The organism is Alphaproteobacteria bacterium HT1-32 (assembly GCA_009649675.1).
Taxonomy (GTDB): domain Bacteria; phylum Pseudomonadota; class Alphaproteobacteria; order Rhodospirillales; family HT1-32; genus HT1-32.
Window position 1 is genome coordinate 2,263,033 of sequence record WJPL01000001.1, and the last position, 26,856, is coordinate 2,289,888.

A 26,856-nucleotide genomic window follows, 5' to 3' on the forward strand; every position below is an offset into this window, starting at 1 on the left:
TACGGGATGGATCGACATTCATGACGAAGACGACCCGGCGTGCCGTACTGATAACGGGTGCTGCTGCCCGAATCGGCCGCTCTGTCGCACTTGATCTGGCGGCAGATGGCTGGACAGTGGCGATCCATTACAACGGATCCGCTGATGAGGCGGATGCGGTTGTTGATGAAATCACGGAGACTGGCGGCAGCGCGGTCGCGTTGTCAGCCAATCTGGCGGACGCCGCCGAGACGGCAACACTGATCGACCGGGCAGTAAGTGAAACCGGCCCGCTGACAGCCCTTGTGAACAATGCGTCGGTTTTCCGGTATGATACGACAGCCAGCATGACGGTTGAGAACTGGGACCTGCACCAGGCGGTCAACCTGCGTGCGCCTGTGCAGCTGGTTCAGGCTTTTGCGGAGCAACTGGCAGAAACGGCGACCGGCAGCGTAATCAACATCATTGATCAGCGGGTGTGGAATCTGACACCGCATTTTCTGTCCTATACGGCATCCAAGGCGGGTTTGTGGGCGGTTACGCAAACCCTGGCAATGGATCTGGCTCCGCGTATCCGGGTTAATGCAATCGGGCCGGGGCCAACCCTGCCAAGCATTCATCAGACAGATGAAGAATTTGAAGCGCAGTATCGTTCCGTGCCGCTGCAACGTGCGACAACGCTGCAGGAAATATGCGTCGCGGTCCGCTTTCTGCTTGCTGCCAATGGAGTGACCGGGCAAATGATTGCGCTTGATGGCGGCGAACATCTTGGATGGGCGCAGCCCGATCCAGGGTCGTCCACGCGTAATTAGGTCCTGTTACCGACACCCGATCGCTGTCGAGGAGCGCTGATCAGATGACAATCGCCGCAAAAGTCCAGCCGCTGATACTGGCAGATAGCACGGCATCGTTGCGCCATGTTTTTATCCGTGACCTTGTCGTGACCTGCGACATTGGCGTTCATCCGCACGAACATGGCAACCCCCAGCGGGTGCGGTTAAATCTTGACCTCGCCGTGCGCGAAATTGAAGCGCCTCTGCATGATGATCTTGATAACGTCGTCTGTTATGAGGAGATCGTGAACCGGGTTACCGGCCTGGTTCTGGATGGCCATGTAAATCTGGTTGAAACGCTGGCAGAACGGATTGCTGCTTCCTGTCTGAAAGACCCGCGTGTGCGCATCGCCCGCGTGCGGGTTGAAAAGCTCGATGTATTTGAAAATGCGGCCAGTGTCGGAATCGAAATTGAGCGTAAAAACAGCTGATTTCCCAGTTGACTAATCCGAAAAAACCTTACCCGGACGAACTTGGTTAACGCCAAGCTGTGCACATTCAATAGCTTGCGGCTGTCAACGCTGGAAATTCGGTGTTTCCGCGTTTTTCAGATTTTGTATGACAGTCTTGTAATATTATTACATGAATAATATCAATGGCTTGAATATTTTGCCTAATAATTCGGCACATTCCAGAAACCTAGGAAATACCACGGGATGAGGCGGAGGCTGACAGTCTATCAACAAGGTTATCCACAGGCGTCGTGGATTTATGACAGAAGACACATCGCTTCCTAACCGGATCAATGGCTTAGTCGGTTCTGAGAGGTTATACAGATCAGGTCATGATCGAAATTGAACCAGCAGATTCCGGTAAATCAGGTGACGATGGCGGGCGTCCCTCGTTCGCGACAGGCGTTGACGTTATCCGGGGGCATCTGAAGACATTACCGAACAGTCCGGGGGTCTACCGAATGATCTCGGCTTCCGGCGATGTGCTCTATGTCGGCAAGGCCAAGAATCTCAAAAAGCGTGTTGTCGCCTATACCCAGCCCCTGCGGCTGGATAACCGGCTGATGCGGATGGTCTCGGATACGCGGTCGATGGAATTCATCACCACGCATACCGAAGCCGAGGCGCTGCTGCTGGAAAGCAATCTCATCAAGAAGCTGCGTCCGCGCTTTAATATCGTGCTGCGGGACGACAAGTCTTTCCCCTATATTCTGATTACCGGTGACCATGATTATCCGCAGATCAAGAAGCATCGGGGCGCAAGGTCGGTCAGCGGTGAATTTTTTGGCCCCTTTGCGTCAGCAGGAGCGGTCAACCGTACGATCAATGCGTTGCAGAGGGCATTCCTGCTGCGTTCCTGTTCCGATAACGTCTTTGCCAACCGCTCGCGCCCCTGCCTGCTGTTTCAGATCAAACGTTGCAGTGGTCCCTGTGTCGATAAGATATCCAGCCGGGATTATGGTGCGCTGGTCGGCGAGGCGCGTACCTTCCTGACCGGGGCCAGCAAGAGAATTCAGGAAGGCCTGGCCGAAAAAATGCAGGAGGCCAGTGACCGGCTGGATTTTGAACAGGCAGCGAAATTCCGCGACCGTATTCGCGGGATGGCGATGATTCAGTCGCATCAGGATATCAACCCTGCCAGCGTTGACTCTGCTGATGTGATTGCCGCCTTTCAGGTCGCGGGACAGACCTGCATTCAGGTGTTTTTTATTCGCGCCGGGCGGAATAACGGTAACCGGGCTTATTTCCCGGCAAACGCGAAGTCCTATGATATCGCCGACGTCATCTCTGCCTTCATTGCGCAGTTCTATGACAACAAGCCGCCACCGCCGCTGGTGCTGGTCAGCGATATGCCGACGGATTCAGAGCTGCTGGCGGAAGCGCTGAGTGTCAAGGCAGAGCGGAAGGTGCGGCTGCATCGGCCGGAACGGGGCGATAAACGCGAACTGGTTACTCATGCAATGTCGAATGCGCGGGAAGCGCTGGAGCGCCGGCTGGCCGAAAGTGCCTCGCAGCGCAGATTACTCGATGGTGTTGCGGAAGTCTTCGATATGGATAGCCCGCCTGAGCGGATCGAGGTCTATGACAACAGTCATATCAGCGGAACCGAAGCTTTCGGTGCAATGATCGTCGCAGGACCGGAAGGCTTCATCAAGAAAGCCTATCGCAAGTTTCGCATCCGGGAGGCCGCAGCCGGTGACGATTACGGCATGATGCGGGAAGTCTTTACCCGGCGGTTCTCGCGTGCCCTGAAAGAAGATCCGGACCGGCAGAAAGGTGACTGGCCGGACCTTGTGCTGATCGATGGGGGGCAGGGGCAGCTGAACGCGGTCGTCGAGGTGATGGAAGACCTGGGCATTGAAGATGTGGCGGTGGCATCGATTGCCAAGGGTCCGGACCGCAATGCCGGACGTGAACGGTTTTTTGTACCGGGTCGTGACCCCTTCAGTCTGGAGATGCGGGATCCGGTTCTGTATTTTCTCCAGCGTCTGCGCGATGAATCCCACCGGTTTGTAATTGGTTCGCACCGGACGGGACGTTCAAAACAAATTCAGAAGTCTGCTCTCGACGAGGTGCCGGGCATTGGCGCGAAAAGGAAGAAGGCATTGTTGCATCATTTCGGTTCGGCGCGCGGTGTTTCACATGCCGGTTTGCGCGATCTGGAAAGTGTCGACGGGATCAGCCGGTCGACAGCGCAGAAAATTTATGACCATTTTCACCCGGAGGGCTAACATGATGTCAGGCCCGTCATGTTCTGGACCAAAACCATGATGACCAGCATTCCGAATCTTCTGACCCTGTCACGTATTGCTGCCGTGCCGGTGATGATTGCTGTCATGATGCTGCTTGAAGGCTCGACTGCCAGCTGGCTGGCTTTCTGGGTGTATTTCTACGCCTGCGTTACCGACTTCTTTGATGGCTATATCGCCCGGATCATGAATGAGCAGTCACCGCTGGGCCGCTTTCTGGACCCGATTGCAGACAAGCTGCTGGTGGGTGCCGTGCTGATGCTGCTGGCCGGCTATGACAAGATCGGCGGCTGGACGCTGCTGCCGGCGCTGATCATCCTGATGCGGGAAATTCTGGTTTCGGGCCTGCGGGAGTTTCTGGCGGAACTGCATATCAGTGTGCCGGTCAGCAATCTGGCAAAATGGAAGACCACGATCCAGATGCTGGCCCTTGGTTTCCTGATTGTCGGTGAACACAGTCCTGAAGCCATTCCGTCTGTCATGATCGGTACCTACGGCATCTGGGCGGCGGCCTTGCTGACGCTGCTGACCGGCTACGATTATCTGCGTGCGGGTCTGCGCCATATTGCGGCGCCGGGTAAGGCCTGAATGCAGATCATCAACCTCACCGGCAGTCTGCGTCGCAGGGATATCGGTGTGGCGTTGGTAACCGAGGCGCGCCGGCGTGACCTTTCGGTCGCAGTGCTGTTGCGGTCAGATGAAGATGATTTCGATCCGGACGTTCCGGGTAAGGATTCCTATGAGCATCGCAAGGCCGGTGCCCGTGAGGTGTTGCTGGCCAGCGCCAGAGCCCGCGCCCTGATGTGTGAGGCAGGCGACGGATTACAGTGCAAGACTGTCGCAGACCGGCTGGAAAGCCCGGATATTCTGCTGGTTGACGGTGATTGCCACCCCGGAGGGCTTGATCTGGTAATTGCTGAAAACGGGCAAACCCGGCTGAGCCAGCAGGACAGGCTGCTGAGCGACCCGCCCGGCGTCATTGCAGCGCTGCTGATTGATGAGCTGGTCTCATGAACCGGCCAACCGCGCTGCAGAATGACTGCTTTGCCTTTGATGGCCCGATGGCGCCGTTTGGTGAGGCTCTCGATAATCTGCTTTCCCGGGTGCACCCGGTTGTGGAAAGCGAACAGGCTGCTCTGATCGAAGCGGTCGGTCGTGTTCTGGCAGAACCGGTGACGGCACGAAAGTTTTCTCCGCCGCATAATAATGCTGCCGTCGATGGTTTTGCGGTCCGGCATGCAGATCTCAAACCTGACGGGCTGACCCTGCTGAATGTTACGGCGCGGGTTGCGGCAGGTCATCCGGTCTCGGGCGGGATCAGGCCTGGTGAGGCAGTGCAGATATTCACCGGCGCGGTTGTGCCGGACGGGCTGGATACGATTTTCATGCTCGAAGACTGTAACTTTGATGGTGAACGGGTCGAGCTTAAACCCGGTATCCGGAAGGGCGCCAACCTGCGTCACCGTGGTGAGGATATAGCGGCCGGGGATGTCATCCTTCAGGCGGGTGTCCGGCTGCGACCACAGGATATTGCCCTTGCCGCCGCAGGGGGCGTGGCAACGCTTCCGGTCTGCCAGCGTCTGAAGGTTGCGGTCTTCTCCACGGGTGATGAAGTCTATGACCCCGCCGTAATGGCAGACCCGCCCGCAGGCGGTATCTTTGACGCCAACCGTTATGCTCTTTCGGCTCTGTTGTCGGATCTGGGATGCGAGCTGATTGACCTGGGCATTCTGCCGGACCGGTTTGACGATATTCGCGCGGCACTGGCGCAGGCGGCGGACCGGGCGGATGCGGTTATCACCTCTGGTGGTGTTTCGCTGGGCGAGGAAGACCACGTCAAGGCGGCGGTTCATGATCTCGGTTCGCTCAATCACTGGCGGGTGGCAATCAAGCCGGGCCGTCCAATCGCCTTTGGGCAGATCGGAACAACACCGTTTGTGGGACTGCCCGGTAACCCGGTTGCGGTCATGGTCACCTTCTGGATGTTCGCCCGGCCTCTGTTGCTGAAACTGGCCGGGGTCGCTGATGTCCGGTCGCGCCGGTATCAGGTTCGTGCCGGGTTCGAACGCAGCTTCAAGGGACGCCGCCGGGAATGGCTGCGGGCCTGGCTGGAACCGGATGCCGCAGGGGGGTGGCGTGCAGTCTGCTATCCTCGGGAAGGTTCGGGAATCATCAATTCTCTGGTCGCGGCTGAAGGGCTGGTTGAAATACCGGAGGAGATGTCTGACATATCCATCGGTGACATGATCGATTTTCTGCCGTTCAGTGAGGTGAGGCGATGAAAGTTCTGTATTTTGCCTGGTTGAAATCAAAAACCGGGCATGGCGAACAGGAACTGGACCTGCCGGAAGGCGTCAGCACGGTTGGCGACCTGGTTGCGCATCTGGCGACCCTGAGCGACGGGCATCGGGATGCTTTTGCCAATCAGGAAGTGGTAAAGGCCGCCGTTAATCTGGAGTTCGTCGGTATGGACCATCCGGTTGCCGCGAATGATGAAGTGGCCTTCTTTCCGCCGGTCACGGGTGGATAGGAAGGTCAGGCATGATCCGGGTCCAGAGCGAAGATTTCGATATCGGTGCCGAGCTTGAGGCGCTGACCCGTGGCAAGACCTCGATTGGCGGCGTTTGCAGTTTTACCGGTCTGGTCCGCGATATTGCCGGTGGCGAGGCCATTCAGGGCATGACCCTGGAGCATTATCCCGGCATGACCGAAAAGCAGTTGCAGGAAATCGAGCAGGAAGCGCACCGCCGCTGGCCGCTGGATGCGTCACTGATTATTCATCGTTACGGACGGCTGGAACCCGGTGACCGGATTGTCATGGTGGCCACGGCATCTGCGCATCGTCAGGCGGCATTTCAGTCCTGCAATTTCCTGATGGACTGGCTTAAGACGAAAGCGCCTTTCTGGAAACTGGAAGAGACGCCTCAAGGCCCGCAGTGGGTCGACGCGAAAGCCTCAGACGACGTAGCGGCGGACCGCTGGGCACGGCCGTCTGCGTCCACCAGGGGCGGGCAGGCACAGTAGATTCCAGCATGCTTTGGGTTGTGCGGGCAGGGCGTTCAGGGAACACCGGCATCTTGCGGCTCATGCGACAGCAGCCTGCTTTGCTGACAGATGCCGCCGGACGATCTTGGTCAATTTGGCCACCAGTAATGTCTGGTCCTGTGCGGCAGAGGCTGCGGCAAAGAAGATCCTGTCCCCGGCGACGAATGCCCGGGTTCCCAGCATTGAACAAATGGCCTGTGCATTGTTGTCTGTATGCAGTCGGACGTCTGACAGATCGCAGTCATAGCGTTTGGCGTAAAAACTCAGCAACTCGTCAGGCAGCGGATCACCGCCGTCTCCCATCGCAGAAAACGAGCCTTCAAACCAGTGTGGTTCGAGACGATGACGCAGTTCCTCATCATCAAAAGCTGTATCGCGATATGTCATATTCCGATTTTCCAACACCCGGTTTCCCCAACCTCCCGACAATAGGGATCAAGACTTAAGCAAATGCTGAAGAACGCGGTTAAGGACTGCTTAATATTTCAGGCGAGAGTCAGAGCCGGTCGACAAGTCCGGACAATTAGGCCTAGAATTGAACAGAAAAAAAACAGGGGGAACGACGTCATGACAATTCTGCTGCAAATGGCCCGGCGGGCGGCGACGATATCAAACGAGGCTTTACCTGATGATGTGTCGCATGCAGCACGCCGTTGTGTCGTCGACTGGTTTTCTGCTGCTATACCCGGCAGTGTCGAGGCACCGGCCACTCTTTTACGCAAATCAATGGCTGATGAACTTGGCCATGGCCGTGCACGTCTGTTACCGGATGGCCTGGCGGCTCCGGCACGTTCGGCGGCTTTCATTAACGGTGCGGCCTCTCACACCATCGAATTCGATGATATTTACAAACCGGGCCTTTATCACCCGGGCTCGCCGGTAATTGCCGCTGTTCTGGCGATCGCCCAGTCCGAGGGACTGTCCGGTGACCGCTTTCTGCGGGGTGTTGTCTGCGGATATGAGCTGTCGAACCGGATTGCCGAGGCAATTCAGCCTTCCCACTATGAATTTTTTCATACCACCGGAACTGTCGGCGCTATTGGCGCGGCTGCAGGTGCGGCAGCGGCGCTGGAATTATCTGCGGGACAGATCGCGCATGCCGTCGCAACCGCGGCGACCTTCTCCAGTGGTTTGCAACAGGCTTTCCGGGCTGATGCGATGACCAAGCCCCTGCATGCGGCACATGCGGCTGATGTCGGTGTGATGGCTGCACAGGCTGCACGCCACGGGGTTACCGGTGCGATGGATATTCTGGAAGGGCCGGTTGGGTTCGGCGCAGCCCTGACCAAAGGGGTGGATTGGGAGCAGGCTGTTGAGCGCCTGAACTCCGGCTACACGATGCTTCAGATCACACAGAAGAATCACACCTGTTGCGGTCATACCTTTGCGGCGGTCGATGCGGTTCTGAAACTGCGGGGCGATCATGGCCTGAACGCTGATAATGTCGCGAAGATCAAGACTGGAACCTATTCGAAAGCGCTGGATGTCTGCGCGACAACCGATCCGCAATCGCCGTATCAGGCAAGGTTCAGCCTGTCTTATTGTCTGGCTGCGGCACTGGTGACCGGAGGCTGCCGTCTGGCGGCATTCACGCCGGAGCGTCTGTCCGATCCGGTGATACGGGATGTCATGACCCGGGTTGAAGCTTCTGTTGATGAGACAGCCGACAAGCTGTTCCCGTCGATCCGGTCAGCCCTGGTTGAAATTACGACAACCGGTGGTCAGGTCGTCTCACATCATGCCCCCACCCGTCGGGGGGACCCGGAAGATCCGCTCAGTGATGCGGAAGTCACAGACAAGCTGACCGATCTGGCGGCACCAGTCTTTGGTGTCACCGGCGCGCAGGCGCTGGCGGATCAGTTGTGGTCTCTGGATCAGGCGCCTGATCTGGACAAGCTGTTCGGCGATAAACCGAAGGCTGCCTGATCTCAGTCCGTCAGATCCGGTTGTAACGGCAGCCGTACGGTTGCCGTTGTGCCGACCCCGGTTTTGCTCGTCAGGGTGAATTCGCCATGCAGAATTTCGGTCAGTGATTTGACGATGCTGAGACCAAGCCCGCTGCCCTGGTGACTGCGTTCGAGCACGGATTCCACCTGTTCGAATGGCTCCAGAACCCGCGACAGCTCATGGTCAGGGATACCGATACCGTTATCGGAAACCGAGATTTCGATGTTGTCACCATCCAGAACCGCCATGACAGAAACCGTACCGTCGGGGTTGGTAAATTTTACGGCGTTCGACATCAGGTTTACCAGTATCTGGAAGATTGCCCGATTGTCGGTGTGAACTTCCGGTAGTGTCTGCGAAATCTGTATATTCAGGTTCAGGGTACGGTCACGTATCTGGCGTTCAAACAGCCGTCGGCAACGATCCGAGATTTCGACCAGGCTTACCGGTTCGAAAACAGGTTCCCACGACCCGGCCTCGATCTTTGAAAGATCAAGAATATCGTTGATCAGGGCAAGCAGGTGATTGCCACTCGACATGATATCGCCCGCATATTCGTGATATTGTGGCGCGCCGATCGGGCCGTAAATTTCGCTCTGGATCAACTCGGAGAAACCGATAATGGCATTCAGCGGCGTCCGGAGCTCGTGGCTCATGGATGCCAGGAAATCAGATTTTGCCCGGTTTGCCGACTCCGCAAGCTCCTTTGCCTCGCGCAGTTCAATGGCCTGAATCCGTTCCTGTGTGATGTCCTGACCCGTACCAAGATAGCCTGTGACATTGCCATCCGTATCAGAAACCGGTTTTGCGCTGATCCTGGCAAAGACCCGCCTGCCATCGTTGCGCAGGAAGCCGACGACTGCATTACGGAACGGCTTTCCTGCCCGGATTGCGGCATCAACTTCGGCACCGTTTTCACTTATCCGGCCTCTGATCGGCAGTTTGCGCAAGACCTCGCCCTCAACCTGTTCCTTTTGCAGGCCGGAAAACTCATAGAACCGGGACGACATTGTTCTGTAGCGAAGGTCGCCCTTGGCATCGAATGTCGCTTCCCAGAACCAGTCGGTACTGATGTCAGTAAAGGACCGGAACCGGGCTTCACTTCTGGCCAGCCGTTGCTCGATTTCCTTATAGGCAGAAATGTCCGTTGCGACAGAAACCAGACTGCCGTCCCGGGTGAGGCTTTCGCTGACTGTTATCCACGCACCGGAGGGTGTCCGGGTCTCAAGGCGTTTCAGCGGCTTCAGCGATGTGAACCGGGTGTCATCGCTGGGAACACCGCCGTGATAGAGAGTGCCGGTTTCCTTGTAATATTTGCGCCGCATTGTCTCGATGGGTGTGCCGGGCTGAAGCAGATCAGCGATTTCCGGATAAATTTCCCGGTAGCGCTGATTGCAGGTGACCATGGTGCCGTCCGGACCGATCAGACGAAATCCGCTTTCCATGCTGTCGATGGCATTTTGCAGAAGCTCACGGCCACGCTCGACTTCTTCTTCGATATGCTTCCGGTCTGTGATGTCCTGTGACACTCCGTTAACACGGAGCAGGGTACCGTCTTCTGAATAGAAATATTGCCGGTAACCGCTTAGCCAGCGAACGGCACCATCCTTTCTGACTATCCGAAATTCGAGCCACTGTTCGTCTTTGTGGCTGGCAGCTGAAGAATCAATCGTCCGGCCGGGAGCGCTTTTTTCATCCGGGTGAATGTGGGAGCGAAACAGTTCCCGGCTGGGATTTACTTCTCCGGGTTCGTACCCGTAGATCCGGTATTGTTCATCCGACCATTCAAGTTTCTCATCTGGAAAGGTGAGTGACCATGAACCGATACGTGCCAGCCGGTTAACGGCCCCTGTTGCCTGTGCGCTGCGGCGAACGGCATCTTCCGTTGATCTTATGTCGGTAACATCAGTCCTGAATGTGAGGAGGTGGCCGCTTGGCAGCACATTGTCCTGTATCAGGAAAAACCGACCATCCCGGCTGCGGAGACCAAAGCGGTTTGGCTCATCTCTCGAACGGCGACGTTTGCGGGATGCGGTCAGGCCACCGGAGATGATCCCGTCACTGGATGGAAAGCCCGAGCTGTTGGAGTCTCCGAGCGCAATGATCTCTGTAAAGTGGAGGCCGATCAGATCCTGCGGCATGGCGCCATAAAGCTTCGCAAATATCGCATTGCAGGTCATCAGCCTGTCTTCGGGGTCATACAGCGCACATCCGTCCGGATGATAGTGAAGAAAATCGGCGAGAAGTGCGGTTGAATCACCAAGAGGGGTGCGCTCGTTCGATGTCACATCCCGTAACAGCACACAGCCGCCACCATCCTTGAAAGGATAGCGATGACGTTCAAACAGCCGCCCGTTTGTCGAGACATGCTGAGTAACAGTCGGAGACGTCATCGTCCGGAGCTGATCGATATTGGCTTTTAGGGATTTCTCGTCCGTGACGATGCCCAGCGTTCCCGAACGCGGCAGAATACGGATCAGATCCTCAAGCTGCATGCCGATATAGAGATTTTCCGGCTCTGTATTGATAAGACGGCGATATCGGTCATTCAGGTAAACGATGCGGAGATCAGCATCCCAGCTGAGGATTGCAACATCTACCAGATCGGCAATCGCCACCAGATGAGCAGAAATGCTGGTATCGCTGATTCCCCGTATCAAAGCTCAGCCAGCCTCTCTAAAACCATCTCTGTCCCTCATTTGATTACAACAGTCGCTTGAGATTGTGCGCTGTCTGTCTACTCTGCCCTTACCTCACCTGAGCAACAAGTCTAAGGCATCAGACCATGTATATGAACTGCGTAACGGATAGGTATTTTTACGGATGGGTCGAATGAAGGGTGCTTTGGAAGGAATACGCGTTCTTGATTTGTCCCGGGTTCTTGCCGGGCCTTGGTGCGCAATGGTGCTGGGTGATCTCGGTGCTGATGTAATCAAGGTGGAGAATCCGGGGGGAGGCGATGATACGCGTCGCTGGGGGCCGCCCTATGCGGGGGGTGAATCGGCGTATTATCTGTGTGCGAACAGGAACAAGAAGAGCCTGGTTGCAGATTTCAAGAATGAAGAGTGTCTGTCGTTATTGCGGGAACTGGCCGACAAGGCCGATGTGGTCGTCGAGAATTTCAAACTTGGCGGCCTGAAAAAATATGGCCTCGATTATGAAACACTGAGCCGTTCCAATCCCGGCCTCGTTTATTGCTCCATTTCAGGCTATGGCCGTACCGGCAAACGGGCGGCCGAACCGGGTTATGATTTTGTCATTCAGGCGGAAGGTGGCCTGATGTCGATTACCGGAGACCCGGAGGGGGAGCCGCAGAAAGTCGGCGTGGCGATTGCTGACCTGTTCACAGGGGCTTCCGCGGCTCAGGCAGTGCTGGGAGCTTTGTTCTCCCGGTTCCGGACCGGTAAGGGGCAGCATATCGATATGGCATTGCTGGATTGCCAGCTGGCCATGCTATCGAATGTCGGCAGCAGTTATCTGGTCACGGGCGAGGGCGCGAAGCGTTATGGCAATTCCCACGCGACCGTGGTGCCGTATCAGGCGATGGAAGCTTCTGACGGTCATTTTGTGATCGCAATCGGGAACGACAGGCAATTTGCGACACTTTGCCGGGAAGTTCTGGGGCGGCCTGACCTTGCCGCAGATGAAAGATTTGCCGGCAATCCCGGTCGCATCGTTAACCGGGAGGCGCTGCTGGTTGAACTGTCTGCTGCCTTCCGGACCCGCCCGCGGGATCACTGGATCACCGCCATGCGTCAGCACACGCTTCCCGTTGGTCCGATCCGGGGTATTGACGAGGCTTTGTCTGCGCCGGAAGCACTGGAACGGGGAATGGTTGTTACAGTTGATCACCCGACCGCCGGTGAACTGAAGCTGGCCGGCTCACCGCTGAAATTGTCGGGAACGCCTGTCGTTGATCCGTCACCACCGCCATTGCTCGGTCAGCATACAGCTGAACTGCTGATGTCTGATCTGGGCTGGGATGCAGCGCGTGCGGCAGCCTATTGCACGAAAATGGGACTCAAGGCATAGGCAGGTTGCCCTGGTTCAGGATTTCTGAACCAGGGTAACACCGATCATGGCGTCGCGGGTAACCAGAGCCGCCAGATCTTCGGCTGACATATCTTCTGTACCCTCAGGCCGTTCGGGGAGAACCAGATAGCGGAGGTCCGCGGTCGAATCATGCACCCGGACTTCCTTGTTTGCGGGAATTTCAGTGCCGAATTCCTTCAGAACTTCCCGGGGTTCACGAACGGTGCGGGTACGATAATTGCGGCTTTTATACCAGTCCGGCGGAATCCCAAGGAGCGGTTTCGGATAGCAGGAACAGAGCGTGCAGACGACGACATTGTGAACGTCGGGGGTGTTCTCGACCGTGTAGAGAACGGTGTCTCCCATCTCGACTCCATATTCAGCGACAGCCGTATTCCCGTCTCGCAGAAGAAGCTCGCGGAAATCCGGATCCGTCCAGGCTCGGGCAACAACTGCGGCACCGGCTTCCGGGCTGCGACTGTCGAGTATTTCCAGACTGCGGCGGAATTCGTCGGCAGTGAAGACCCCTTTTTCAATCAGCAGTTCCCGGATCGCCATTTCTTCAATGGCAAAATCATTGAGGCTTTCCTCTTCATCGGGGACGAATGTCTTGCTGTGATCGTGGCCGTCATGCGGCATGGTCTGCTCCTTTCTGCACCGGCTCCAGCCAGTGTTGATAAATCTCGATATCGAGGCTGTCGTCCGGCGCACCCTTGTAATCGGGCCATGCTTCGTCCTGCCGGAAACGGACCCGATAGAGGTTCTGCTTCGGCAGGCCGTCGCCATAGACCGAGTAGGATTCGGGATTGCCGAAGGCGCCGATAACATCAGCGATCACCCCGGTTTTTCCACGAATGTAGAAGGGGGTGCGAATATGTCCTTTCGGATAGTCCTGTCGCACCGTGACCTGATCACCAATTTTAAACCGGGCAGCCATCAGCTTCCCTCCAGGCCAAGGCGCTGCCGGATTTCAGCTTTGCGCCGGTCGATTTCGTCGCCGGTCAGCACGTCGCGATCAATCACTACTTTGCGGACGGCAGTGATCCATTTTTCATAATAGGTATAGGTTTCGTATTTTTCCTGCCCCATGGTTTCGATGGCATGGCGCAGTGCATCAGAGCGCATGATCCGGCGCTTCTGGTCACCCAGCAGGGTTCGGATTGAATCGACCCGCTTTTCCCACGGGGCCAGAATATGCTCTGACTGGTCAATCGGACCACCATCAAGACCGCCCATATCGTGATAACCGCGATGTGGTGTCTTTGTCTTGGTCATGTCTGCCATCTCCCTGATTCTATTTCAGAAAGAAGTCTAGACCTGTCAGCCGGTTGTGGAAAAGGTCATTTAACAGGTTTTACCATCATCGCATGGCAAAGCAGCGGGGAGGCTGCTTGATGAAGCCATGTCCGAAGATGCTGTCTTTGCCGGGCTGGCCAAGATCCACAGTATTGGGAATCAGGCGTTTTCGCAGACTGGCCGGTGATCCCTCTGCCCCGTTCACCATTTCGGCAGCAGCCAGTGCGGTTACAAAGGGTGCGGCAAAGGATGTGCCGTTCTGATACCGCCCGCCACCCGGAACTGCTGTCCATACCTTCACACCCGGCATGGCGAAGTCGATATAGGCACCCTGATTGGCAGCGGTATAGATTTTCGCATCATGATTCAGGGCTGTGACGGCAATGGTTTCATCATAGGCGGCGGGAAAGGCCGGGGCGGCTTTCCGGCCACCATTTCCGGCGGCCGCAACCAGCACAATGCTGCGTCGGGCAGCAGCCTCGACGATCTTGCGAATAACGGCGTTGTCCGGTCCGGCGATCGACAGGTTGATGACCTGGACATCGCTGTCGAGCAGCCAGTTCAGTGCCTTCGTCAGGGCCCGGGCACTGGCAGCGCGCTTGCCGGAGTTCTTCTCGTAGAAGATATTTGCAGCGTACAGTCTGGCGCCCGGCAATATCCCTCCCCAGTCAGGTCCGCCGATCAGGATCGAGGCGACGGCAGTACCATGATCATGTGAGCCGGGGTTATGACGATTGCCGATGAAGGATTTTGCGACAAGATCGCGACCTTCAAACGCCGGATGGGTCGCATCAACAGATCCGTCGATCATGCCGATCCGGGCACCGGCACCACATTGCGCCGTACTGCGTGGCCATCCCATGAAGCCGCGGGGGGTATCGGCTTTGCCGACCGCTTCCGCAAACAGATGATTATAGTCTGACGTCAGACCGGGGGCGTGCTGTTGCAATGCAGCAAGAACATCGTCAGCGCTTCTGCCTTTTGGTACCTTCAGTTCGGCGACAGTCAAGTCGAGAGCGGAAAGGGTATCGATACCGGTGATCGAAAGGCCCAGCGCCCGGGCCGCAGTCTTTATCTGATGTGTGGGACCCGCAGCGAGAATGCCATCAGGCTCTATCCCGTTATCCTGTCCGTCGCTTTTTTCTGTCTGTGCACTGTTTGGTGCAGAGTTCCGGGCGCGGTCAACACCAACCACATTGCCGTCTTTGTCATATCGCTGAATTCGGATCTCGGATGCGGCGAAGCTCTGGGTTAACAAAGAGGCTCCAAGCAGCAATGCGGAAGACAGAGAGACCAGCTTTATTCTGTTCGTTGCCCTGTTCTGCATGCCTCGTTTGCCTTTCGCTGTCCGGGATGTTCGCGCCATTGAATAATGCAGGTTCGGATACCGTCAGGCTATACGTAGATTCCGTGACCTCCCGGTCTGATTTTTCGGCTATGCACAAACATTCATGCTGCAATGCAATAAAAGCAGTTCTCGATTCCGGCCGACAGGACTATATCCGCCCCGTCAGCGAGTGCTGGCGTTTCGCAACAGACAACACCGGCAGCGCCAGGATGTCGCATGACAAAGGACAGACACTGATGAACAGCTACCATCAGAATCCAGGTCTTGCCGCCATTCCGTCTTCGGTTTGGGGCGGGGCTTTCGAAGAAATCGTTATTCTGGTTCGCACGGCAACCAGACAGATCGAAAAAGCAGCCAAGGGCTTTGGCAAGGCTTTGCGTAATCGCAATGCCTATCGTCAGCTGAAGGCGCTGGACGATCGCCTGCTTTCGGATATCGGGTTTGCCCGTCTTCCGGATGGCAATGTCATTCAGGTTTTGCGCAAGTAATTTTGGCGCATCAGCGCCTGACCGGTGTTCTCCCCCCTTGAACATCCCTGCCGGTCTGGCGCTTCGAAACGGCTCTCCGCCTCCCCGGAGAGCCGTTTTTCGTTTCGGCATTAATTTATCTTTTAACCTGACCTGCCGGAAAACGATCGCTGTCAGACCGGGCGGCGCGCCTTGAGGGCTGCCGTCAGCGTACCATCGTCGAGGTAATCAAGTTCACCCCCGACCGGGACACCATGTGCCAGACGGGATACATCGACACCATTTCCCGCAATTCTGTCTGAAATATAATGCGCCGTGGTCTGTCCATCGACTGTCGCATTGAGTGCCAGAATAACTTCCGTCACACCGGTTGACCGAACGCGGGCCACGAGTTCCGGAATGGCGAGATCGTCGGGGCCAACACCATCCAGTGCACTGAGTGTGCCGCCCAGAACGTGGTAGCGACCGACAAAGGCATGGGCACGTTCCAGTGCCCAGAGGTCGGCAACATCCTGAACAACACAGATACGCGAACCGTCACGCCGTTCATCTGAGCAAATTCCACAGGGATTGGTGCTGTCGACATTTCCGCAGGTGCTGCAGATCGTCACCGTCGAGGCAGCGGCCTGCAGTGCGTCAGACAGCGGAGTCAGCAACTGATCACGGTTCTTGACCAGATGCAGCACGGCGCGTCGTGCCGAGCGCGGGCCAAGGCCGGGCAGTTTTGCCAGCAGCGATATCAGCCGCTCGATCTCGGGACCGATCATCTCAGAATGGCAGCTTGAACCCCGGCGGAAGCTGCAGGCCGCCGGTGACTTCTGCCATCTTTTCCTGTGCCCGGGCCTCTGACTGACGTTTTGCGTCATTGATGGCGCTGACGATCAGGTCTTCCAGAACCTCGACATCTTCGGGGCCGGACAGCAGGGCCGGGTCGATGCGAACTGCACGTGCCTCACCCTTGCCGTTCAGGGTCACCTTTACTGTTCCGGCGCCGGACTGGCCGGTAACCTCAATGGCGGACAGTTCTTCCTGCATCTGGGCCATCTTGCCCTGCATTTCCTGCGCCTGTTTGAGCATTTGCCCGAGATTTTTCATATGTCACCTTCTGTCTGATCAATGTCCGGGGCGTCTTCGGGGTCAGCTTCAGCATCCAGTTCTGCGTCAGGCCCGATATCCCGGACAGCTTCTATCTGGGCGCCGGGAAAGGCTTCCAGCAATGCCCGGACCGTCGGGTGCTGACTGGCTTCATCAAACCGTACTTTCAGTTCGGCATCCCGTGCTTCGATAATTGATGGCAATGCCTCGGCTTCATCCGTGGCGACCGTTATCATCCAGTTATCGCCGGTAAGCTGCCGGAGCGCCGCACTCAGTTTTGGTGCGAGGTCCGCAGGGGCGCCCTCGGCAAAGCGGCATTCAATACGGCCCTTGGCAATCGTAACCGGGCGTACCCAGTTACGGACCTGGCTGGCCAGCAGTCCTTCGCGACCTTCGGTCAGCATGGCAATGACAGCTTCTATGGAATCAATCGCACGCGGGACTTCCGCGGGAGCAGCCTCCGGCTCGGCCTGAAGCATTGCAGCCGAGGCGCTGCCACCATTGCCGCCACCGCCACCTCCACGGGGAGCACCTCCTGCCGGCGGACCCGCAGGAATGGTGCCGCCACTGGACAGGGTTCGCAGGGCTTCTGCCGGATCCGGCAGTTCGCTGGCATAGGCCAGCCGGATAAACAGCATCTCGGCGGCCTGACGCGAATCCGGGGCCTGTTCGATTTCGCCAAGTCCCTTCAGCAGCATTTGCCAGTTCCGGGTCAGAACAGCCATGCGCAGACTGGTGGCCATTTCGCCACCGCGGATACGCTCAGCCTCCGGTGCATTCTCGCTGGCGGCATCGGGGGCTGCCTTCAGGCGGGTCAGCCAGTGTGTCAGGTCCAGCATGTCCTGCACCACGATCAGGGGGTCGGCGCCACTGGAATACTGATCGGCAAACAAGGTAAGGGCGGCGGCAATGTCGCCCTTCATCAGCAGGTCATAGAGGTCGAAGATCAAAGCGCGGTCGGCCAGACCCAGCATGTCGCGAACCTGTTCGGCGCTGACCTTGCCGGCACCATGGGAAATCGCCTGATCCAGCAGGGACAGACCGTCACGGACCGAGCCGTCAGCGGCGCGCGCGATCAGCGACAGTGCTTCGTCTTCAAGTTCGGCATTCTCTTTGACGGCGATACCGGCGAAATGCTTGCTAAGGGTATCGGCGTCGACGCGGCGAAGGTCGAAACGCTGACAACGGGACAGCACGGTAACCGGGATCTTGCGGATTTCCGTCGTTGCGAAAATAAACTTCACATGCTCCGGCGGCTCTTCCAGGGTTTTCAGCAGACCGTTGAAGGCCTGCCGGGAGAGCATGTGGACCTCATCGATGATATAGACTTTATACCGGGCAGAAACCGGGCGATAGCGAACGCTTTCAATCAGTTCACGGACATCGTCGATACCGGTCCGGCTGGCGGCATCCATTTCCATGACATCGACATGCCGGTCCTCGGCAATGGCGCGGCAATTGTCGCACTGGCCACAGGGGGTGATGGTCGGGCCACCCTTGCCATCGACACCTGTACAGTTCAGGGCGCGGGCAATGATACGGGCGGTTGATGTCTTACCGATGCCACGGACCCCGGTCAGCACAAAGGCGTGGGCAATCCGGCCGGTATCAATGGCGTTTGTCAGGGTGCGCACCAGCGCTTGCTGGCCAATCAGTTCGGCAAAGGTCGAGGGCCGATACTTTCGGGCAAGGACGCGGTAGTTGGGGTCGCCGTCTGTTGTCATGAATTGGTATCGCCGGTCATGCGGTCACGGATCCCGTGGTCGGCAGTGCCCGGTGGGGCGACTGCGAAAAGCCCGAAGGCGGGAGACCGGAACGACCCGGGAGGAAACTCGTTGCGGCTGCTTCCGTCAGGACCTGACCGGGTTGGCGAGACTCCCGTCCGCCCGATCTCCCACCCTTTATATCGTCTCTGTGAGCAGAACGCGCAAGCATGAATGCCGAGATTATTCGACCTCGATGCGACCAACGAAACCGAGGGACGTATAAAGAATAAAGCGACCCTGAATTTCAAAGACGCCGCGTTCGGTCGGAACAAAGTACATTTCCCGCGTTTCACCGGAGGGAATCAGCAGTTCATCGAGCCGCGGCTGTTCAAAGCTATGGTCACCTGAAGTGACTGTCTTGATGGCGATGGTCTTGTAAAATTCGTCTGCCGCAAGGCTCTGGGTCGTCCAGTTGAAATTCCGGACAACCAGTTTGTAGGGTTTGTTGATTTCCAGTGACAGATAGGTTGGCTCCACACCGTAATCGGCGCCCAGTGTCATTTTGATCTCGGTTGCCTTGTCCCAGTCGGCCGCAGCAATGACCGCAGCTGGATCGGCAACATCATGGGGGCGTGCGCTGAACTCATCCAGTACACTAGCATTTTCACAAGCGCCAAGCAGCAGAACTGCGGCCAATGCGACTGAAATCAGACGTCCGGTCATCTTGGTCCCCCAGAGAAACAGCATGGTGCAACAGGACCATCCTGCAAACGAATCGCACGAGAGTCTAGAAGACAGGGAATCTGCAAGCAATAAGCAATGCAAAGCCTGTGCTTGGAACTGCTCGGAAGCTGTGACAATTTTCGCATTATGAGGAATCCAAATTTCTTTTCACAGGTTGTCTATGACCGTGCTGCCCAGTTCAGGGCAGATCACGCGAAACTGGATGGCCTGCTCTCCGGCCCGGCGCGTATCGTTCCGGTCTGGCGAAATATGAGCATGATGGTGAGGCTGGATAAGCCGCAGGCATTGTTTTTGCCGGACCTGCCGGACGGGGATCTGCTCGACAGGGATTCCGGCTATATCTTTCTCGGAATGTTCAACGAGGCTGCTTACTTTGCCGTCGATATCAGTTCGCAGGATGATGCGCCGGCACGTGTTGGTGCAGAGATTGCCGATCTGCGGGAAATCGGCGGGCATCTGACGCATGAGGAAGCATCGCTGCTCGCTCATGCGCGGGCCATGGTCTACTGGCACACACGCCATCGCTTCTGCGGTGTCTGTGGAGCGCCAACGGAAGCCCGGGACGCCGGACATATGCGGGCCTGTACCAACCCGGATTGCCGGACGCCGCATTTCCCGCGCACGGACCCGGCAGTCATCATGCTGATCCATCACGGTGACCGCTGTCTTCTTGGGCATCATCAGCGATGGGATACGCCGATGTATTCAACGCTTGCCGGATTTGTTGAGCCCGGTGAGAGCCTGGAAGACGCGGTCCGTCGCGAGGTAAAGGAAGAAGCCGGTATTACGGTTGGTCAGGTAACCTATCATTCCTCTCAGCCCTGGCCGTTTCCGGCCTCGATCATGCTGGGTTTCTATGGCGAGGCCGAATCGACAGACATCAGCCTTGAGGATGATGAGTTGCAGGACGCCCGTTGGTTTACCCGCGCACAGTTGCGAGACCCCGAAAGCGTCGGCATTCATCTGCCGCGCGCCATTTCGGTTTCCCGCCGCCTGATAAATGACTGGCTGGATGAGGGAGCCTGACCCCGCAACTTAGCCTTTCAGACGGAAGGGGTGTTTCGGATAGGTGCCGATGATTTTCATCTTGCTGGAGAAATATTGCAGCTCGTCAAAGGCGAGGTCGACATTCTTCTCCGCCGGGTGCCCTTCGATTTCCGCATAGAACTGGGCGACCGTGAAGCTGGCATCGACGATGTAGCTTTCGAGTTTGGTGATGTTGACGCTGTTTGTCGCGAAACCACCGAGGCTTTTATACAATGAGGCCGGTACGCTGCGGACCTGAAAGATCAGGCTGGTCATGCAGGGGCCGTCGCGCAGATCCGGTTCTTCCCGACGCCGGGACAAAACGACAAACCGTGTGGTGTTGCCAATCCGGTCTTCGATACGGCCACGCAGAGACTGTAGCCCATAGGTTTCACCGGCAAGGCTGGAGGCAATCGCGGCAATTGTCGGATCGCCGAGTTCGGCCACTTCGCTGGCGGCACCAGCCGTATCGCCCCGCTGCACAGCCTTGATGCCCAGTTCTGCAACCAGATCCCGGCATTGCGCCAGGGCCTGCTCATGACTGCGGACTTCGCGGATCTGGTCCAGTGTTGCACCTTCAACGGCCAGCAGCTGATGCTGAACCGGCTGGAAATGCTCGTCGATAATATAAAGGTTCGAATTCGGCAGCAGATGATGAATATCTGCTACCCGGCCGCCAAGCGAGTTTTCGATCGGGATCATGGCCAGATCGGCATCACCGTCTTCGACCGCGTTGAAGGCTGCTTCAAAGGTGGCGTAGGCAACCGGTTCCATCTTTGGAAAAACATTGGCGCAGGAAAGATGAGAGTAAGCTCCCGGCACGCCCTGATATGCGATCCGGCCTTCACGGCCTGCGCGATGCATCTGATGTTCGTTTTCCATTCGACTGACCTTTTCCTCGTCGCCAAATTCCAGCCAGGCTGGCGTCACGCCGAGCAGACGCCCGGCAAGTACAATGCGGCGGCGCGGCGGATCTACCGCACCGGTTTCCCAGCGGTTCACGGTCGGCTGCGTGACCTTGAGGCTCACCGCAAGATCCTGCTGTGTCATTCCCACACGTTTGCGTGCGCGTCGGAGGCGCTGACCGAAACCATTCATGCGAAGGTTTTATCTGTATGCATAATATACGTCAACTGTATATTATAGCTTCTTTCACGTCTGGAGATACCGCCCGCAGTTCGCCCAGACTCAGGCATCACAAAAGGTTCCGGGCTTGAGGCCGGTTGGGAGGGGGCAGCGGGAAGTGAGGCAGGCGCAGAGATAAAGGCCCTGAGGAATTAACGCGGGGTCAGGGCGTCCCGTGCCCGCTCCAGATCTTCCGGCGTGTCGACACCAAGTGGTGCTGCCTTTACCAGAGTGAGTCCCAGAGACATGCCTGCTTCCAGTGCGCGCAACTGCTCCAGCCGCTCCCGGCGCTCAAGGACACCGGGCTTCAGGGAGACAAATCGTTCCAGGGCTGCGCGTCGATAGGCATAGATACCAATGTGATGATAAAGCGGGCCGTCCCCGCTGGGGGCGGTGGCGCGGGTGAAATACAGGGCGCGGGCGACAGTCTGTCCGTCTTCCAGTCCGGCAATGGCCTTCACGACATTCGGGTTTGTCCGTTCTTCGGGCCGGGTGATTTCTACGGCAACAGTGCCGATATCAATTGAGGGGTCGTCCAGCGGGCGCACGGCTGCGCGGGTTGTTGCGGGCTCGATGGTTGGCAGGTCACCCTGCAGATTGACGATGATGTCATGCTGACCATCTGGATCGATTTCCTTCAGCGCCTGAAAAACCCGGTCGGAACCGGAAGGCAGATCGGGGTCGGTCATCACGGCCTCGCCGCCAGCGGCCAGGACCGCATCCGCAACCTCCTGTTCCGAGCAGGCGATGACCACCCGGCCGATATCTGCTTCGAGTGCGCGGTCGCGGACATGCAGGATCATCGGGCGTCCGTGAATGTCGGCGAGTGGCTTTCCCGGCAGGCGCTGGGAGGCCATTCGTGCGGGGATGATAACGACAGGATTTGATTTTTCAGTCATGCCGATAAGATAACCGCGAGGGCCGGTTGTGAAAATAGCTGGAATCAGGTGGCGGATGACGTTGGACAGCCGCGATGGGGTTCGGTATAAAACGGCGCGTTTCGGGACAAGCAGAAGACTGAAGGAAAACCATGTCCGGCATCGAACTGAACAAGATTTTTGGCGCTGTCATTCTGGCAATGCTTATTGCAATGGTCGCAGGCCTTATCAGCCGTGTCCTGGTCCCGACAGGTGGTCATGGCGGCGAAGATCGTATTGTCGCCTTTGCACCACCGGAAGTGGCCTCGTCAGGCGGTGAAGCCGCGCAGGAAGTTGCTGAACCGGCGATTGAAACATTGCTGGCTGCAGCCGACGTTGCGTCCGGCGAAAAGATTTTCAAGAAATGTGCAGCCTGCCACGACCCGGCAAATGGCGGTGCCAACAAGGTTGGTCCGGCACTCTGGGGTATTGTGGGTCATGATATCGCGGCTGTTCCGGGCTTTGCCTACTCCGATGCCCTGACCGGAAAAGAAGGTTCCTGGACTTTCGAATCACTCAGCGCTTTCCTCAAGAAGCCGCGTGAGTGGGCTCCGGGCACCAAGATGGGCTTTGCCGGTCTTTCCAAGATTGGTGACCGTGCTGACGTGATCGTGTATCTGCGCTCCCTGAGCGACAGTCCGGTTCCGCTTCCTCAGTAAACAGAAATTTCCTGCGGGCCCTTTATTATGTTCAATGCCTGCCCGCAGGAATTTATCGATCTGGCGAATGAACTGGCGGATACCGCCGGACCCATTGCCCGGCTTTATTTTCGCAGTGATATCGAGATCGACCGGAAGTCCGATGCGTCGCCGGTAACCATTGCCGACCGCGAAGTCGAATCGGCGATGCGGGAGCTGATTACGGAACGCTTTCCCGACCACGGCATTTTCGGTGAAGAACACGGATCCGAAAACCTCGACGCAGAGTTCGTCTGGGTTCTCGACCCGATTGACGGAACCGGTGCCTTTGTGACGGGGATGCCGATTTTCGGTACCCTGATTGCCCTGCTGCACCGTGACCAGCCCTTGCTGGGCATTATCGACATGCCGGTGCTGCGTGAACGCTGGGTTGGCGGGCTGGGAATGGAAACCACCTTTAACGGCGCGCTCTGCCGTACCCGGCCGGCGACCTCCCTGTCAGAAGCCAGCGTCTATACTTTCTCCCCCGATAGTTTTGATCGCCCCGATCTCGGTCGGTTTGACCGTGTGCGGAAAGTTGCCCGTACCGTCCGCTATGGCGGTGATTGCTATTCCTATGGTCTGCTGGCCAGCGGACATGTGGATGTGGTGATCGACGCCAATATGAAACCCTACGATTACTGTGCAATGCTGGCGCCTATTCAGGCTGCGGGCGGGCGCATTACCGACTGGCATGGTCAGCCGCTCGACCTGAATTCAGACGGGCATGTACTGGCCTGCGCCAGTGAACAACTGCATGCGGAAGTGAGCAAGCTGCTGACGTCGAGCTGATTTCAGGCATGACGTTGATCGAGTGACAAGGGGACAAAAATGTCGGCGGACAGTCGCTATACCAAACTTTTTCCGGTTTCCTGGGATGAAATGCATCGTGACGCGAAGGCTCTTGCCTGGCGGCTGGTGGAGCTTGGTCCCTGGAAAGGCATCATTGCGGTAGCGCGCGGCGGGCTGGTACCAGCGGCAGTTGTCGCCCGTGAACTGGATGTCCGGCTGATCGACACGGTCTGCGTGTCTTCCTATGCCGACATGAAGGAAGGCAATCTGAAGATCAGCCAGAAAGAAGCCCATGTGCTGAAGGGCTTTGAAGGCGACAGCAAGGGCTGGCTGGTTGTTGATGACATGGTTGACACCGGTCGCACCTACATGAAAATCCGAGAACTGCTACCGGACGCACATTTTGCGACGGTTTACGCCAAGCCGGAAGGCCGGGCACATGTCGACAGCTTCATTACTGAGGTCAGTCAGGATACCTGGATTCTGCTGCCCTGGGATGCGGAACGCAGTCCGGCGCCTTCAGTCGCTGACCTTCACGCCAAGAAGTAAACTCCCGGCCACGGTTCAGGCGCTGTCTCTTGTATTGGCAGACCGGGGCAACAATCTCCTGATGAACTGCTTATCGGGAGAAGATCATGATATTCGCAAGAATTTCCGCGCTGCTGGTCATCCTGGGCCTCGTTCCGGCCTGCGCTATCGCCCAGAATCGCCTGTCAGAACTGAAACTTCCTGACGGGCTGGAAATTACCAGTTTTGCGGAGGTCGATAACGCCCGCACGCTGGTGGTTGTACCGGAACTTGATGTCATCTTTGTCGGATCCCGCGGCGAGACGCTGCGCGCCGTGGTTGGCGGTGTTGCCGACAGTTCGGGCGGCGGCGATGTGATCGAGATTGCGCAGGGATTCAAATCGGTCAACGGGCTGGTCTGGCATAAGGGCGCGCTTTATATCGCCGAGCAGGACAAGGTTTCGCGCTGGGTCATTCCGGATCAGAATTCGCTCCGGAAATTCTCGCCGGAAATTCTGTTCAGTGACCTGCCGGACAAGCGCCATCATGGCTGGCGTTATATGACTGTCGGGCCTGATGAGAAGCTCTATATCGGTGTTGGTGCGCCCTGTAATATCTGCGCGGTCGAAGGGTATGAGGGCACGATTGTCCGGATGAACCTTGATGGCAGCAACCCGGAAGTTTTTGCAGAGGGGATTCGTAATACGGTCGGGCTGGCCTTCCACCCTGAAACCGGCGATCTGTTCTTCACCGATAACGGCGCGGACAACATGGGGGATGACAAACCGTCAGAGGAACTCAACCGGGCAACGAAAAGCGGTCAGCATTTTGGCTATCCCTATTTTGGCGGTGGCGACTTCCGGACCGCGCAGTTTGCAAAAGTCAGCCCGCCAGAGGCGCTGACCGGACCGGTTCAGACATTCGGAGCACATCAGGCACCGCTTGGCGTGCATCACTACCGCGGGTCAAACTTGCCTGCCGAATATCGCCGGGATGCCTTTGTCGCCCTGCACGGCTCATGGAATCGCACAGAACCTGCGGGCTATCGGGTCATGCGGGTGCGAATGGATGACACGGGCAAGGTGCTGGGCAGCGAAGTCTTTATTGATGGCTGGCTGAAAGACGGCTCCTACTGGGGACGGCCGGTGGATATTGACGAACTGCCGGACGGCTCCATGCTGATTTCAGATGATCATGCCGGGCGGATTTACCGGGTTCGGGCAAAATAACGGACAACCCGGATTCAACTGAACCGTTCGTCGCCCGGCTGGTTCTGGCGTAATCGCGCCTTCAGCGACTCGATTTCTGCTGAAAGCTCTGCGATACGACCTTCATAGGCCAGCAATGTCGGTGCCAGTTCTGCTTCGGTGAATCGCGGGGTGATATGCTGCGGGCAGTTTGTGTCCCAGGCTTCAATTGTGAACAGGACGGCACGTTCCGCCTTCGCCCGATAGTCCGGGATGGCCAGTGATGCCAGAAGATCAGGATCATCTTCGACGAAGCGGATGCGGCCCCAGATCTTGACCCGCCGCCGGTGCGCGTAATCCATCAGAAACAGATTGGCGCGGTCATTTTCCCGGGAGTTGCCAATGGAAATATACTGGCGATTGCCGGCAAAGTCGGCGAACGCCAGGGTCCGGTCGTCCAGGGCCTTCAGAAAGCCCTTCGGTCCGCCCCGATGCTGGATATAGGGGTAGCCATCAGATGATGTGGTCGCGAGATAGAAGCTGTCGCGTTCAGCAATATAGGCACGAAGGTCGTCATCAATCAGACTGCGCCAGCCATTCCCCTGTTCCATGCGGGCATAGCCGTCCCGCGATCCGCGCTTTTCCTGCTCCTGCTTTACGGCGGGCGTAAAGGCGATATCACTTACATAGGCCTGGGTTGTCGGCACAACCGCCTCCTGTTTTCGTTTTCAGGTTTGAAAGTAGACAGACCGGTCTATATATTCAAGTAACAAAATCATGAGGTAAACTGAATGGCAGTTTCATCAGGCAGGCGGCCGTCTCCGGCGCGGGACCGGTTGCTGGCAGCGGCGCAGACCCGGTTTAATGAGGACGGTTATAATGGTGCGGGTATCGATGCCATTATTGCGGAGGCCGGTATTGCCCGCATGACCCTCTATAATCACTTTCCGTCGAAAGATGCCCTGATCGAGGCGGTGCTGGAACGCCGGCATCAGGATCTGACGGCATGGGTTATGGAGGGGGTCAACAGACGGGCGGATGATCCGGCATCGCGTCTGCTGGCGGTTTTTGACGTGCTGGCTGACTGGCTCGGAAGTGATGGGTTTCGGGGCTGTCTGTTTGTCCGCGCGGTGGGGGAGCTCGGGGTGTCTCATGACGCGGTACGTCAGGCTGCATCTGACCATAAGGGATGGTATCGCCGGTTTTTTATTGAGAATGCCGTGGCCGCATCCCTTCCCGATGCAACCGGGCTGGCTGATGATCTGCTGCTGTTGCTGGAGGGGGCAACCGCACGGGCACTGGTTGATGGTGAAGGCCGGGCAGAAGCCGGGCGGGCGAAACGAATTGCCACAATGCTTGTCGGTTCCGGCTGATCTTTCCCCGTGATCCGCTTATAGTCCCGGTCAGTCTAACAAGGGATGAACCAAGATGA

Annotated in this window: 30 protein-coding genes and 1 other RNA gene; 17 read left to right on the top strand and 14 right to left on the bottom strand. The window is 57.3% G+C overall.

Annotated features, from left to right (window positions below; translation table 11 throughout):
• The first annotated feature begins 20 nt into the window (after positions 1-20).
• From GH722_10770 to GH722_10805, 8 genes are all read left to right on the top strand, one after another.
• Positions 21-791 carry an SDR family oxidoreductase gene (locus tag GH722_10770; GenBank protein MRG72256.1) on the top strand — a complete coding sequence of 257 codons (771 nt, stop codon included), beginning with the start codon at positions 21-23 and terminating at the stop codon, positions 789-791.
• 44 nt (positions 792-835) lie between these two features.
• A complete protein-coding gene (gene folB, locus GH722_10775; protein MRG72257.1) occupies positions 836-1,243 on the top strand; it encodes a dihydroneopterin aldolase in 408 nt (135 codons plus the stop codon).
• Positions 1,244-1,596: 353 nt separating this feature from the next.
• Positions 1,597-3,495, top strand: a complete 1,899-nt coding sequence (gene uvrC / locus GH722_10780; GenBank protein MRG72258.1) for an excinuclease ABC subunit UvrC — start codon at positions 1,597-1,599, stop codon at positions 3,493-3,495.
• 36 nt (positions 3,496-3,531) lie between these two features.
• Complete coding sequence (gene pgsA / locus GH722_10785; protein MRG72259.1) at positions 3,532-4,101, top strand: CDP-diacylglycerol--glycerol-3-phosphate 3-phosphatidyltransferase; 570 nt, start codon at positions 3,532-3,534, stop codon at positions 4,099-4,101.
• A complete protein-coding gene (locus tag GH722_10790) occupies positions 4,102-4,527 on the top strand; it encodes a hypothetical protein (GenBank protein MRG72260.1) in 426 nt (141 codons plus the stop codon).
• Positions 4,524-5,795 (top strand): molybdopterin molybdenumtransferase MoeA, encoded by a 1,272-nt coding sequence (locus GH722_10795; protein ID MRG72261.1) that lies wholly within the window; start codon positions 4,524-4,526, stop codon positions 5,793-5,795. The genes GH722_10790 and GH722_10795 overlap by 4 nt, the downstream gene beginning before the upstream one ends.
• Positions 5,792-6,043 (top strand): molybdopterin converting factor subunit 1, encoded by a 252-nt coding sequence (moaD, locus tag GH722_10800; GenBank protein ID MRG72262.1) that lies wholly within the window; start codon positions 5,792-5,794, stop codon positions 6,041-6,043. Before GH722_10795 ends, moaD begins: the two co-directional genes overlap by 4 nt.
• A gap of 11 nt (positions 6,044-6,054) precedes the next feature.
• Positions 6,055-6,537: a molybdenum cofactor biosynthesis protein MoaE gene (locus tag GH722_10805; GenBank protein MRG72263.1), complete on the top strand. Its 483-nt coding sequence runs from the start codon at positions 6,055-6,057 to the stop codon at positions 6,535-6,537.
• A gap of 60 nt (positions 6,538-6,597) precedes the next feature.
• Here the strand turns inward: GH722_10805 and GH722_10810 are convergent, their stop codons facing one another.
• On the bottom strand, positions 6,598-6,945 hold the full coding sequence (locus GH722_10810) for a DUF4157 domain-containing protein (protein ID MRG72264.1): 348 nt from the start codon (positions 6,943-6,945) through the stop codon (positions 6,598-6,600).
• A 198-nt stretch (positions 6,946-7,143) separates the two neighbouring features.
• Between GH722_10810 and GH722_10815 the strand changes: the two genes are divergently transcribed.
• On the top strand, positions 7,144-8,484 hold the full coding sequence (locus tag GH722_10815; protein ID MRG72265.1) for an MmgE/PrpD family protein: 1,341 nt from the start codon (positions 7,144-7,146) through the stop codon (positions 8,482-8,484).
• A gap of 2 nt (positions 8,485-8,486) precedes the next feature.
• Here GH722_10815 and GH722_10820 read toward each other — a convergent pair whose 3' ends face one another.
• Positions 8,487-11,165 (bottom strand): PAS domain S-box protein, encoded by a 2,679-nt coding sequence (locus tag GH722_10820; protein MRG72266.1) that lies wholly within the window; start codon positions 11,163-11,165, stop codon positions 8,487-8,489.
• Between the two features lie 172 nt (positions 11,166-11,337).
• On the opposite strand from GH722_10820, the gene GH722_10825 reads away from it, so the two are divergent.
• On the top strand, positions 11,338-12,537 hold the full coding sequence (locus GH722_10825; protein MRG72267.1) for a CoA transferase: 1,200 nt from the start codon (positions 11,338-11,340) through the stop codon (positions 12,535-12,537).
• A 15-nt stretch (positions 12,538-12,552) separates the two neighbouring features.
• On the opposite strand, the gene nthA is transcribed toward GH722_10825, so the two are convergent.
• From nthA to GH722_10845, 4 genes are all read right to left on the bottom strand, one after another.
• Positions 12,553-13,176: a nitrile hydratase subunit alpha gene (gene nthA / locus GH722_10830; protein ID MRG72268.1), complete on the bottom strand. Its 624-nt coding sequence runs from the start codon at positions 13,174-13,176 to the stop codon at positions 12,553-12,555.
• The gene (locus tag GH722_10835) at positions 13,166-13,474 is read right to left on the bottom strand and encodes a nitrile hydratase subunit beta (GenBank protein ID MRG72269.1); all 309 of its coding nucleotides are present in this window, start codon (positions 13,472-13,474) and stop codon (positions 13,166-13,168) included. The genes nthA and GH722_10835 overlap by 11 nt, the downstream gene beginning before the upstream one ends.
• Positions 13,474-13,821 carry a nitrile hydratase subunit beta gene (locus tag GH722_10840; GenBank protein ID MRG72270.1) on the bottom strand — a complete coding sequence of 116 codons (348 nt, stop codon included), beginning with the start codon at positions 13,819-13,821 and terminating at the stop codon, positions 13,474-13,476. The genes GH722_10835 and GH722_10840 overlap by 1 nt, the downstream gene beginning before the upstream one ends.
• A gap of 76 nt (positions 13,822-13,897) precedes the next feature.
• Complete coding sequence (locus GH722_10845; protein MRG72271.1) at positions 13,898-15,199, bottom strand: S8 family serine peptidase; 1,302 nt, start codon at positions 15,197-15,199, stop codon at positions 13,898-13,900.
• Here GH722_10845 and GH722_10850 point away from each other — a divergent pair.
• The gene (locus tag GH722_10850) at positions 15,067-15,669 is read left to right on the top strand and encodes a DUF1127 domain-containing protein (GenBank protein MRG72272.1); all 603 of its coding nucleotides are present in this window, start codon (positions 15,067-15,069) and stop codon (positions 15,667-15,669) included. The genes GH722_10845 and GH722_10850 overlap by 133 nt on opposite strands.
• Positions 15,670-15,821: 152 nt before the next feature.
• Here GH722_10850 and recR read toward each other — a convergent pair whose 3' ends face one another.
• The 5 genes from recR to GH722_10875 all read right to left on the bottom strand — a co-directional run bounded on the left by recR (position 15,822) and on the right by GH722_10875 (position 19,172).
• Positions 15,822-16,415, bottom strand: a complete 594-nt coding sequence (gene recR, locus GH722_10855) for a recombination protein RecR (GenBank protein ID MRG72273.1) — start codon at positions 16,413-16,415, stop codon at positions 15,822-15,824.
• Between the two features lies 1 nt (position 16,416).
• The gene (locus GH722_10860; GenBank protein MRG72274.1) at positions 16,417-16,743 is read right to left on the bottom strand and encodes a YbaB/EbfC family nucleoid-associated protein; all 327 of its coding nucleotides are present in this window, start codon (positions 16,741-16,743) and stop codon (positions 16,417-16,419) included.
• Positions 16,740-18,467, bottom strand: a complete 1,728-nt coding sequence (locus tag GH722_10865; GenBank protein MRG72275.1) for a DNA polymerase III subunit gamma/tau — start codon at positions 18,465-18,467, stop codon at positions 16,740-16,742. The genes GH722_10860 and GH722_10865 overlap by 4 nt, the downstream gene beginning before the upstream one ends.
• 74 nt (positions 18,468-18,541) lie before the next feature.
• An RNA gene (gene ffs / locus GH722_10870) (signal recognition particle sRNA small type) lies at positions 18,542-18,642 on the bottom strand.
• A 47-nt stretch (positions 18,643-18,689) separates the two neighbouring features.
• A complete protein-coding gene (locus tag GH722_10875; protein ID MRG72276.1) occupies positions 18,690-19,172 on the bottom strand; it encodes a hypothetical protein in 483 nt (160 codons plus the stop codon).
• A gap of 147 nt (positions 19,173-19,319) precedes the next feature.
• On the opposite strand from GH722_10875, the gene nudC reads away from it, so the two are divergent.
• Positions 19,320-20,219 (top strand): NAD(+) diphosphatase, encoded by a 900-nt coding sequence (gene nudC / locus GH722_10880; protein MRG72277.1) that lies wholly within the window; start codon positions 19,320-19,322, stop codon positions 20,217-20,219.
• A gap of 9 nt (positions 20,220-20,228) precedes the next feature.
• Here the strand turns inward: nudC and GH722_10885 are convergent, their stop codons facing one another.
• Positions 20,229-21,317 (bottom strand): prephenate dehydratase, encoded by a 1,089-nt coding sequence (locus GH722_10885; protein ID MRG72278.1) that lies wholly within the window; start codon positions 21,315-21,317, stop codon positions 20,229-20,231.
• Positions 21,318-21,496: 179 nt separating this feature from the next.
• The gene (locus GH722_10890; GenBank protein MRG72279.1) at positions 21,497-22,243 is read right to left on the bottom strand and encodes a 3-deoxy-manno-octulosonate cytidylyltransferase; all 747 of its coding nucleotides are present in this window, start codon (positions 22,241-22,243) and stop codon (positions 21,497-21,499) included.
• Positions 22,244-22,374: 131 nt separating this feature from the next.
• Between GH722_10890 and GH722_10895 the strand changes: the two genes are divergently transcribed.
• The 4 genes from GH722_10895 to GH722_10910 all read left to right on the top strand — a co-directional run bounded on the left by GH722_10895 (position 22,375) and on the right by GH722_10910 (position 25,466).
• Entirely contained in the window at positions 22,375-22,920 is a 546-nt protein-coding gene (locus GH722_10895) for a c-type cytochrome (GenBank protein ID MRG72280.1), read from the top strand.
• A 27-nt stretch (positions 22,921-22,947) separates the two neighbouring features.
• Positions 22,948-23,730, top strand: a complete 783-nt coding sequence (hisN, locus tag GH722_10900; protein ID MRG72281.1) for a histidinol-phosphatase — start codon at positions 22,948-22,950, stop codon at positions 23,728-23,730.
• Between the two features lie 39 nt (positions 23,731-23,769).
• Positions 23,770-24,279: a xanthine phosphoribosyltransferase gene (locus GH722_10905; GenBank protein MRG72282.1), complete on the top strand. Its 510-nt coding sequence runs from the start codon at positions 23,770-23,772 to the stop codon at positions 24,277-24,279.
• Between the two features lie 86 nt (positions 24,280-24,365).
• Positions 24,366-25,466, top strand: coding sequence for a sorbosone dehydrogenase (locus GH722_10910; GenBank protein MRG72283.1), 1,101 nt, complete (start codon positions 24,366-24,368; stop codon positions 25,464-25,466).
• A 14-nt stretch (positions 25,467-25,480) separates the two neighbouring features.
• On the opposite strand, the gene GH722_10915 is transcribed toward GH722_10910, so the two are convergent.
• On the bottom strand, positions 25,481-26,035 hold the full coding sequence (locus GH722_10915; protein ID MRG72284.1) for a pyridoxamine 5'-phosphate oxidase: 555 nt from the start codon (positions 26,033-26,035) through the stop codon (positions 25,481-25,483).
• 180 nt (positions 26,036-26,215) lie between these two features.
• Between GH722_10915 and GH722_10920 the strand changes: the two genes are divergently transcribed.
• Positions 26,216-26,797: a TetR family transcriptional regulator gene (locus GH722_10920; protein ID MRG72285.1), complete on the top strand. Its 582-nt coding sequence runs from the start codon at positions 26,216-26,218 to the stop codon at positions 26,795-26,797.
• The last annotated feature ends 59 nt before the right edge of the window (positions 26,798-26,856 follow it).

What these genes read in the sequence shown, in the direction of transcription:
- nudC (MRG72277.1), top strand. Translation starts at nt 19,320, where the DNA reads ATGAGGAATCCAAATTTCTTTTCACAGGTTGTCTATGACCGTGCTGCC.
- nthA (MRG72268.1), bottom strand. Translation starts at nt 13,176, where the DNA reads ATGCCGCATGACGGCCACGATCACAGCAAGACATTCGTCCCCGATGAA.
- GH722_10875 (MRG72276.1), bottom strand. Translation starts at nt 19,172, where the DNA reads ATGACCGGACGTCTGATTTCAGTCGCATTGGCCGCAGTTCTGCTGCTT.
- GH722_10915 (MRG72284.1), bottom strand. Translation starts at nt 26,035, where the DNA reads ATGGAACAGGGGAATGGCTGGCGCAGTCTGATTGATGACGACCTTCGT.
- GH722_10835 (MRG72269.1), bottom strand. Translation starts at nt 13,474, where the DNA reads ATGGCTGCCCGGTTTAAAATTGGTGATCAGGTCACGGTGCGACAGGAC.
- folB (MRG72257.1), top strand. Translation starts at nt 836, where the DNA reads ATGACAATCGCCGCAAAAGTCCAGCCGCTGATACTGGCAGATAGCACG.
- GH722_10770 (MRG72256.1), top strand. Translation starts at nt 21, where the DNA reads ATGACGAAGACGACCCGGCGTGCCGTACTGATAACGGGTGCTGCTGCC.
- GH722_10910 (MRG72283.1), top strand. Translation starts at nt 24,366, where the DNA reads ATGATATTCGCAAGAATTTCCGCGCTGCTGGTCATCCTGGGCCTCGTT.
- recR (MRG72273.1), bottom strand. Translation starts at nt 16,415, where the DNA reads ATGATCGGTCCCGAGATCGAGCGGCTGATATCGCTGCTGGCAAAACTG.
- GH722_10905 (MRG72282.1), top strand. Translation starts at nt 23,770, where the DNA reads ATGTCGGCGGACAGTCGCTATACCAAACTTTTTCCGGTTTCCTGGGAT.
- GH722_10815 (MRG72265.1), top strand. Translation starts at nt 7,144, where the DNA reads ATGGCCCGGCGGGCGGCGACGATATCAAACGAGGCTTTACCTGATGAT.
- hisN (MRG72281.1), top strand. Translation starts at nt 22,948, where the DNA reads ATGTTCAATGCCTGCCCGCAGGAATTTATCGATCTGGCGAATGAACTG.
- GH722_10895 (MRG72280.1), top strand. Translation starts at nt 22,375, where the DNA reads ATGTCCGGCATCGAACTGAACAAGATTTTTGGCGCTGTCATTCTGGCA.
- GH722_10825 (MRG72267.1), top strand. Translation starts at nt 11,338, where the DNA reads ATGAAGGGTGCTTTGGAAGGAATACGCGTTCTTGATTTGTCCCGGGTT.
- GH722_10840 (MRG72270.1), bottom strand. Translation starts at nt 13,821, where the DNA reads ATGGCAGACATGACCAAGACAAAGACACCACATCGCGGTTATCACGAT.
- GH722_10795 (MRG72261.1), top strand. Translation starts at nt 4,524, where the DNA reads ATGAACCGGCCAACCGCGCTGCAGAATGACTGCTTTGCCTTTGATGGC.
- GH722_10810 (MRG72264.1), bottom strand. Translation starts at nt 6,945, where the DNA reads ATGACATATCGCGATACAGCTTTTGATGATGAGGAACTGCGTCATCGT.
- GH722_10850 (MRG72272.1), top strand. Translation starts at nt 15,067, where the DNA reads ATGCGGCGAAGCTCTGGGTTAACAAAGAGGCTCCAAGCAGCAATGCGG.
- GH722_10790 (MRG72260.1), top strand. Translation starts at nt 4,102, where the DNA reads ATGCAGATCATCAACCTCACCGGCAGTCTGCGTCGCAGGGATATCGGT.
- uvrC (MRG72258.1), top strand. Translation starts at nt 1,597, where the DNA reads ATGATCGAAATTGAACCAGCAGATTCCGGTAAATCAGGTGACGATGGC.
- GH722_10865 (MRG72275.1), bottom strand. Translation starts at nt 18,467, where the DNA reads ATGACAACAGACGGCGACCCCAACTACCGCGTCCTTGCCCGAAAGTAT.
- GH722_10890 (MRG72279.1), bottom strand. Translation starts at nt 22,243, where the DNA reads ATGACTGAAAAATCAAATCCTGTCGTTATCATCCCCGCACGAATGGCC.
- moaD (MRG72262.1), top strand. Translation starts at nt 5,792, where the DNA reads ATGAAAGTTCTGTATTTTGCCTGGTTGAAATCAAAAACCGGGCATGGC.
- GH722_10805 (MRG72263.1), top strand. Translation starts at nt 6,055, where the DNA reads ATGATCCGGGTCCAGAGCGAAGATTTCGATATCGGTGCCGAGCTTGAG.
- GH722_10885 (MRG72278.1), bottom strand. Translation starts at nt 21,317, where the DNA reads ATGAATGGTTTCGGTCAGCGCCTCCGACGCGCACGCAAACGTGTGGGA.
- GH722_10920 (MRG72285.1), top strand. Translation starts at nt 26,216, where the DNA reads ATGGCAGTTTCATCAGGCAGGCGGCCGTCTCCGGCGCGGGACCGGTTG.
- GH722_10845 (MRG72271.1), bottom strand. Translation starts at nt 15,199, where the DNA reads ATGGCGCGAACATCCCGGACAGCGAAAGGCAAACGAGGCATGCAGAAC.
- pgsA (MRG72259.1), top strand. Translation starts at nt 3,532, where the DNA reads ATGATGACCAGCATTCCGAATCTTCTGACCCTGTCACGTATTGCTGCC.
- GH722_10860 (MRG72274.1), bottom strand. Translation starts at nt 16,743, where the DNA reads ATGAAAAATCTCGGGCAAATGCTCAAACAGGCGCAGGAAATGCAGGGC.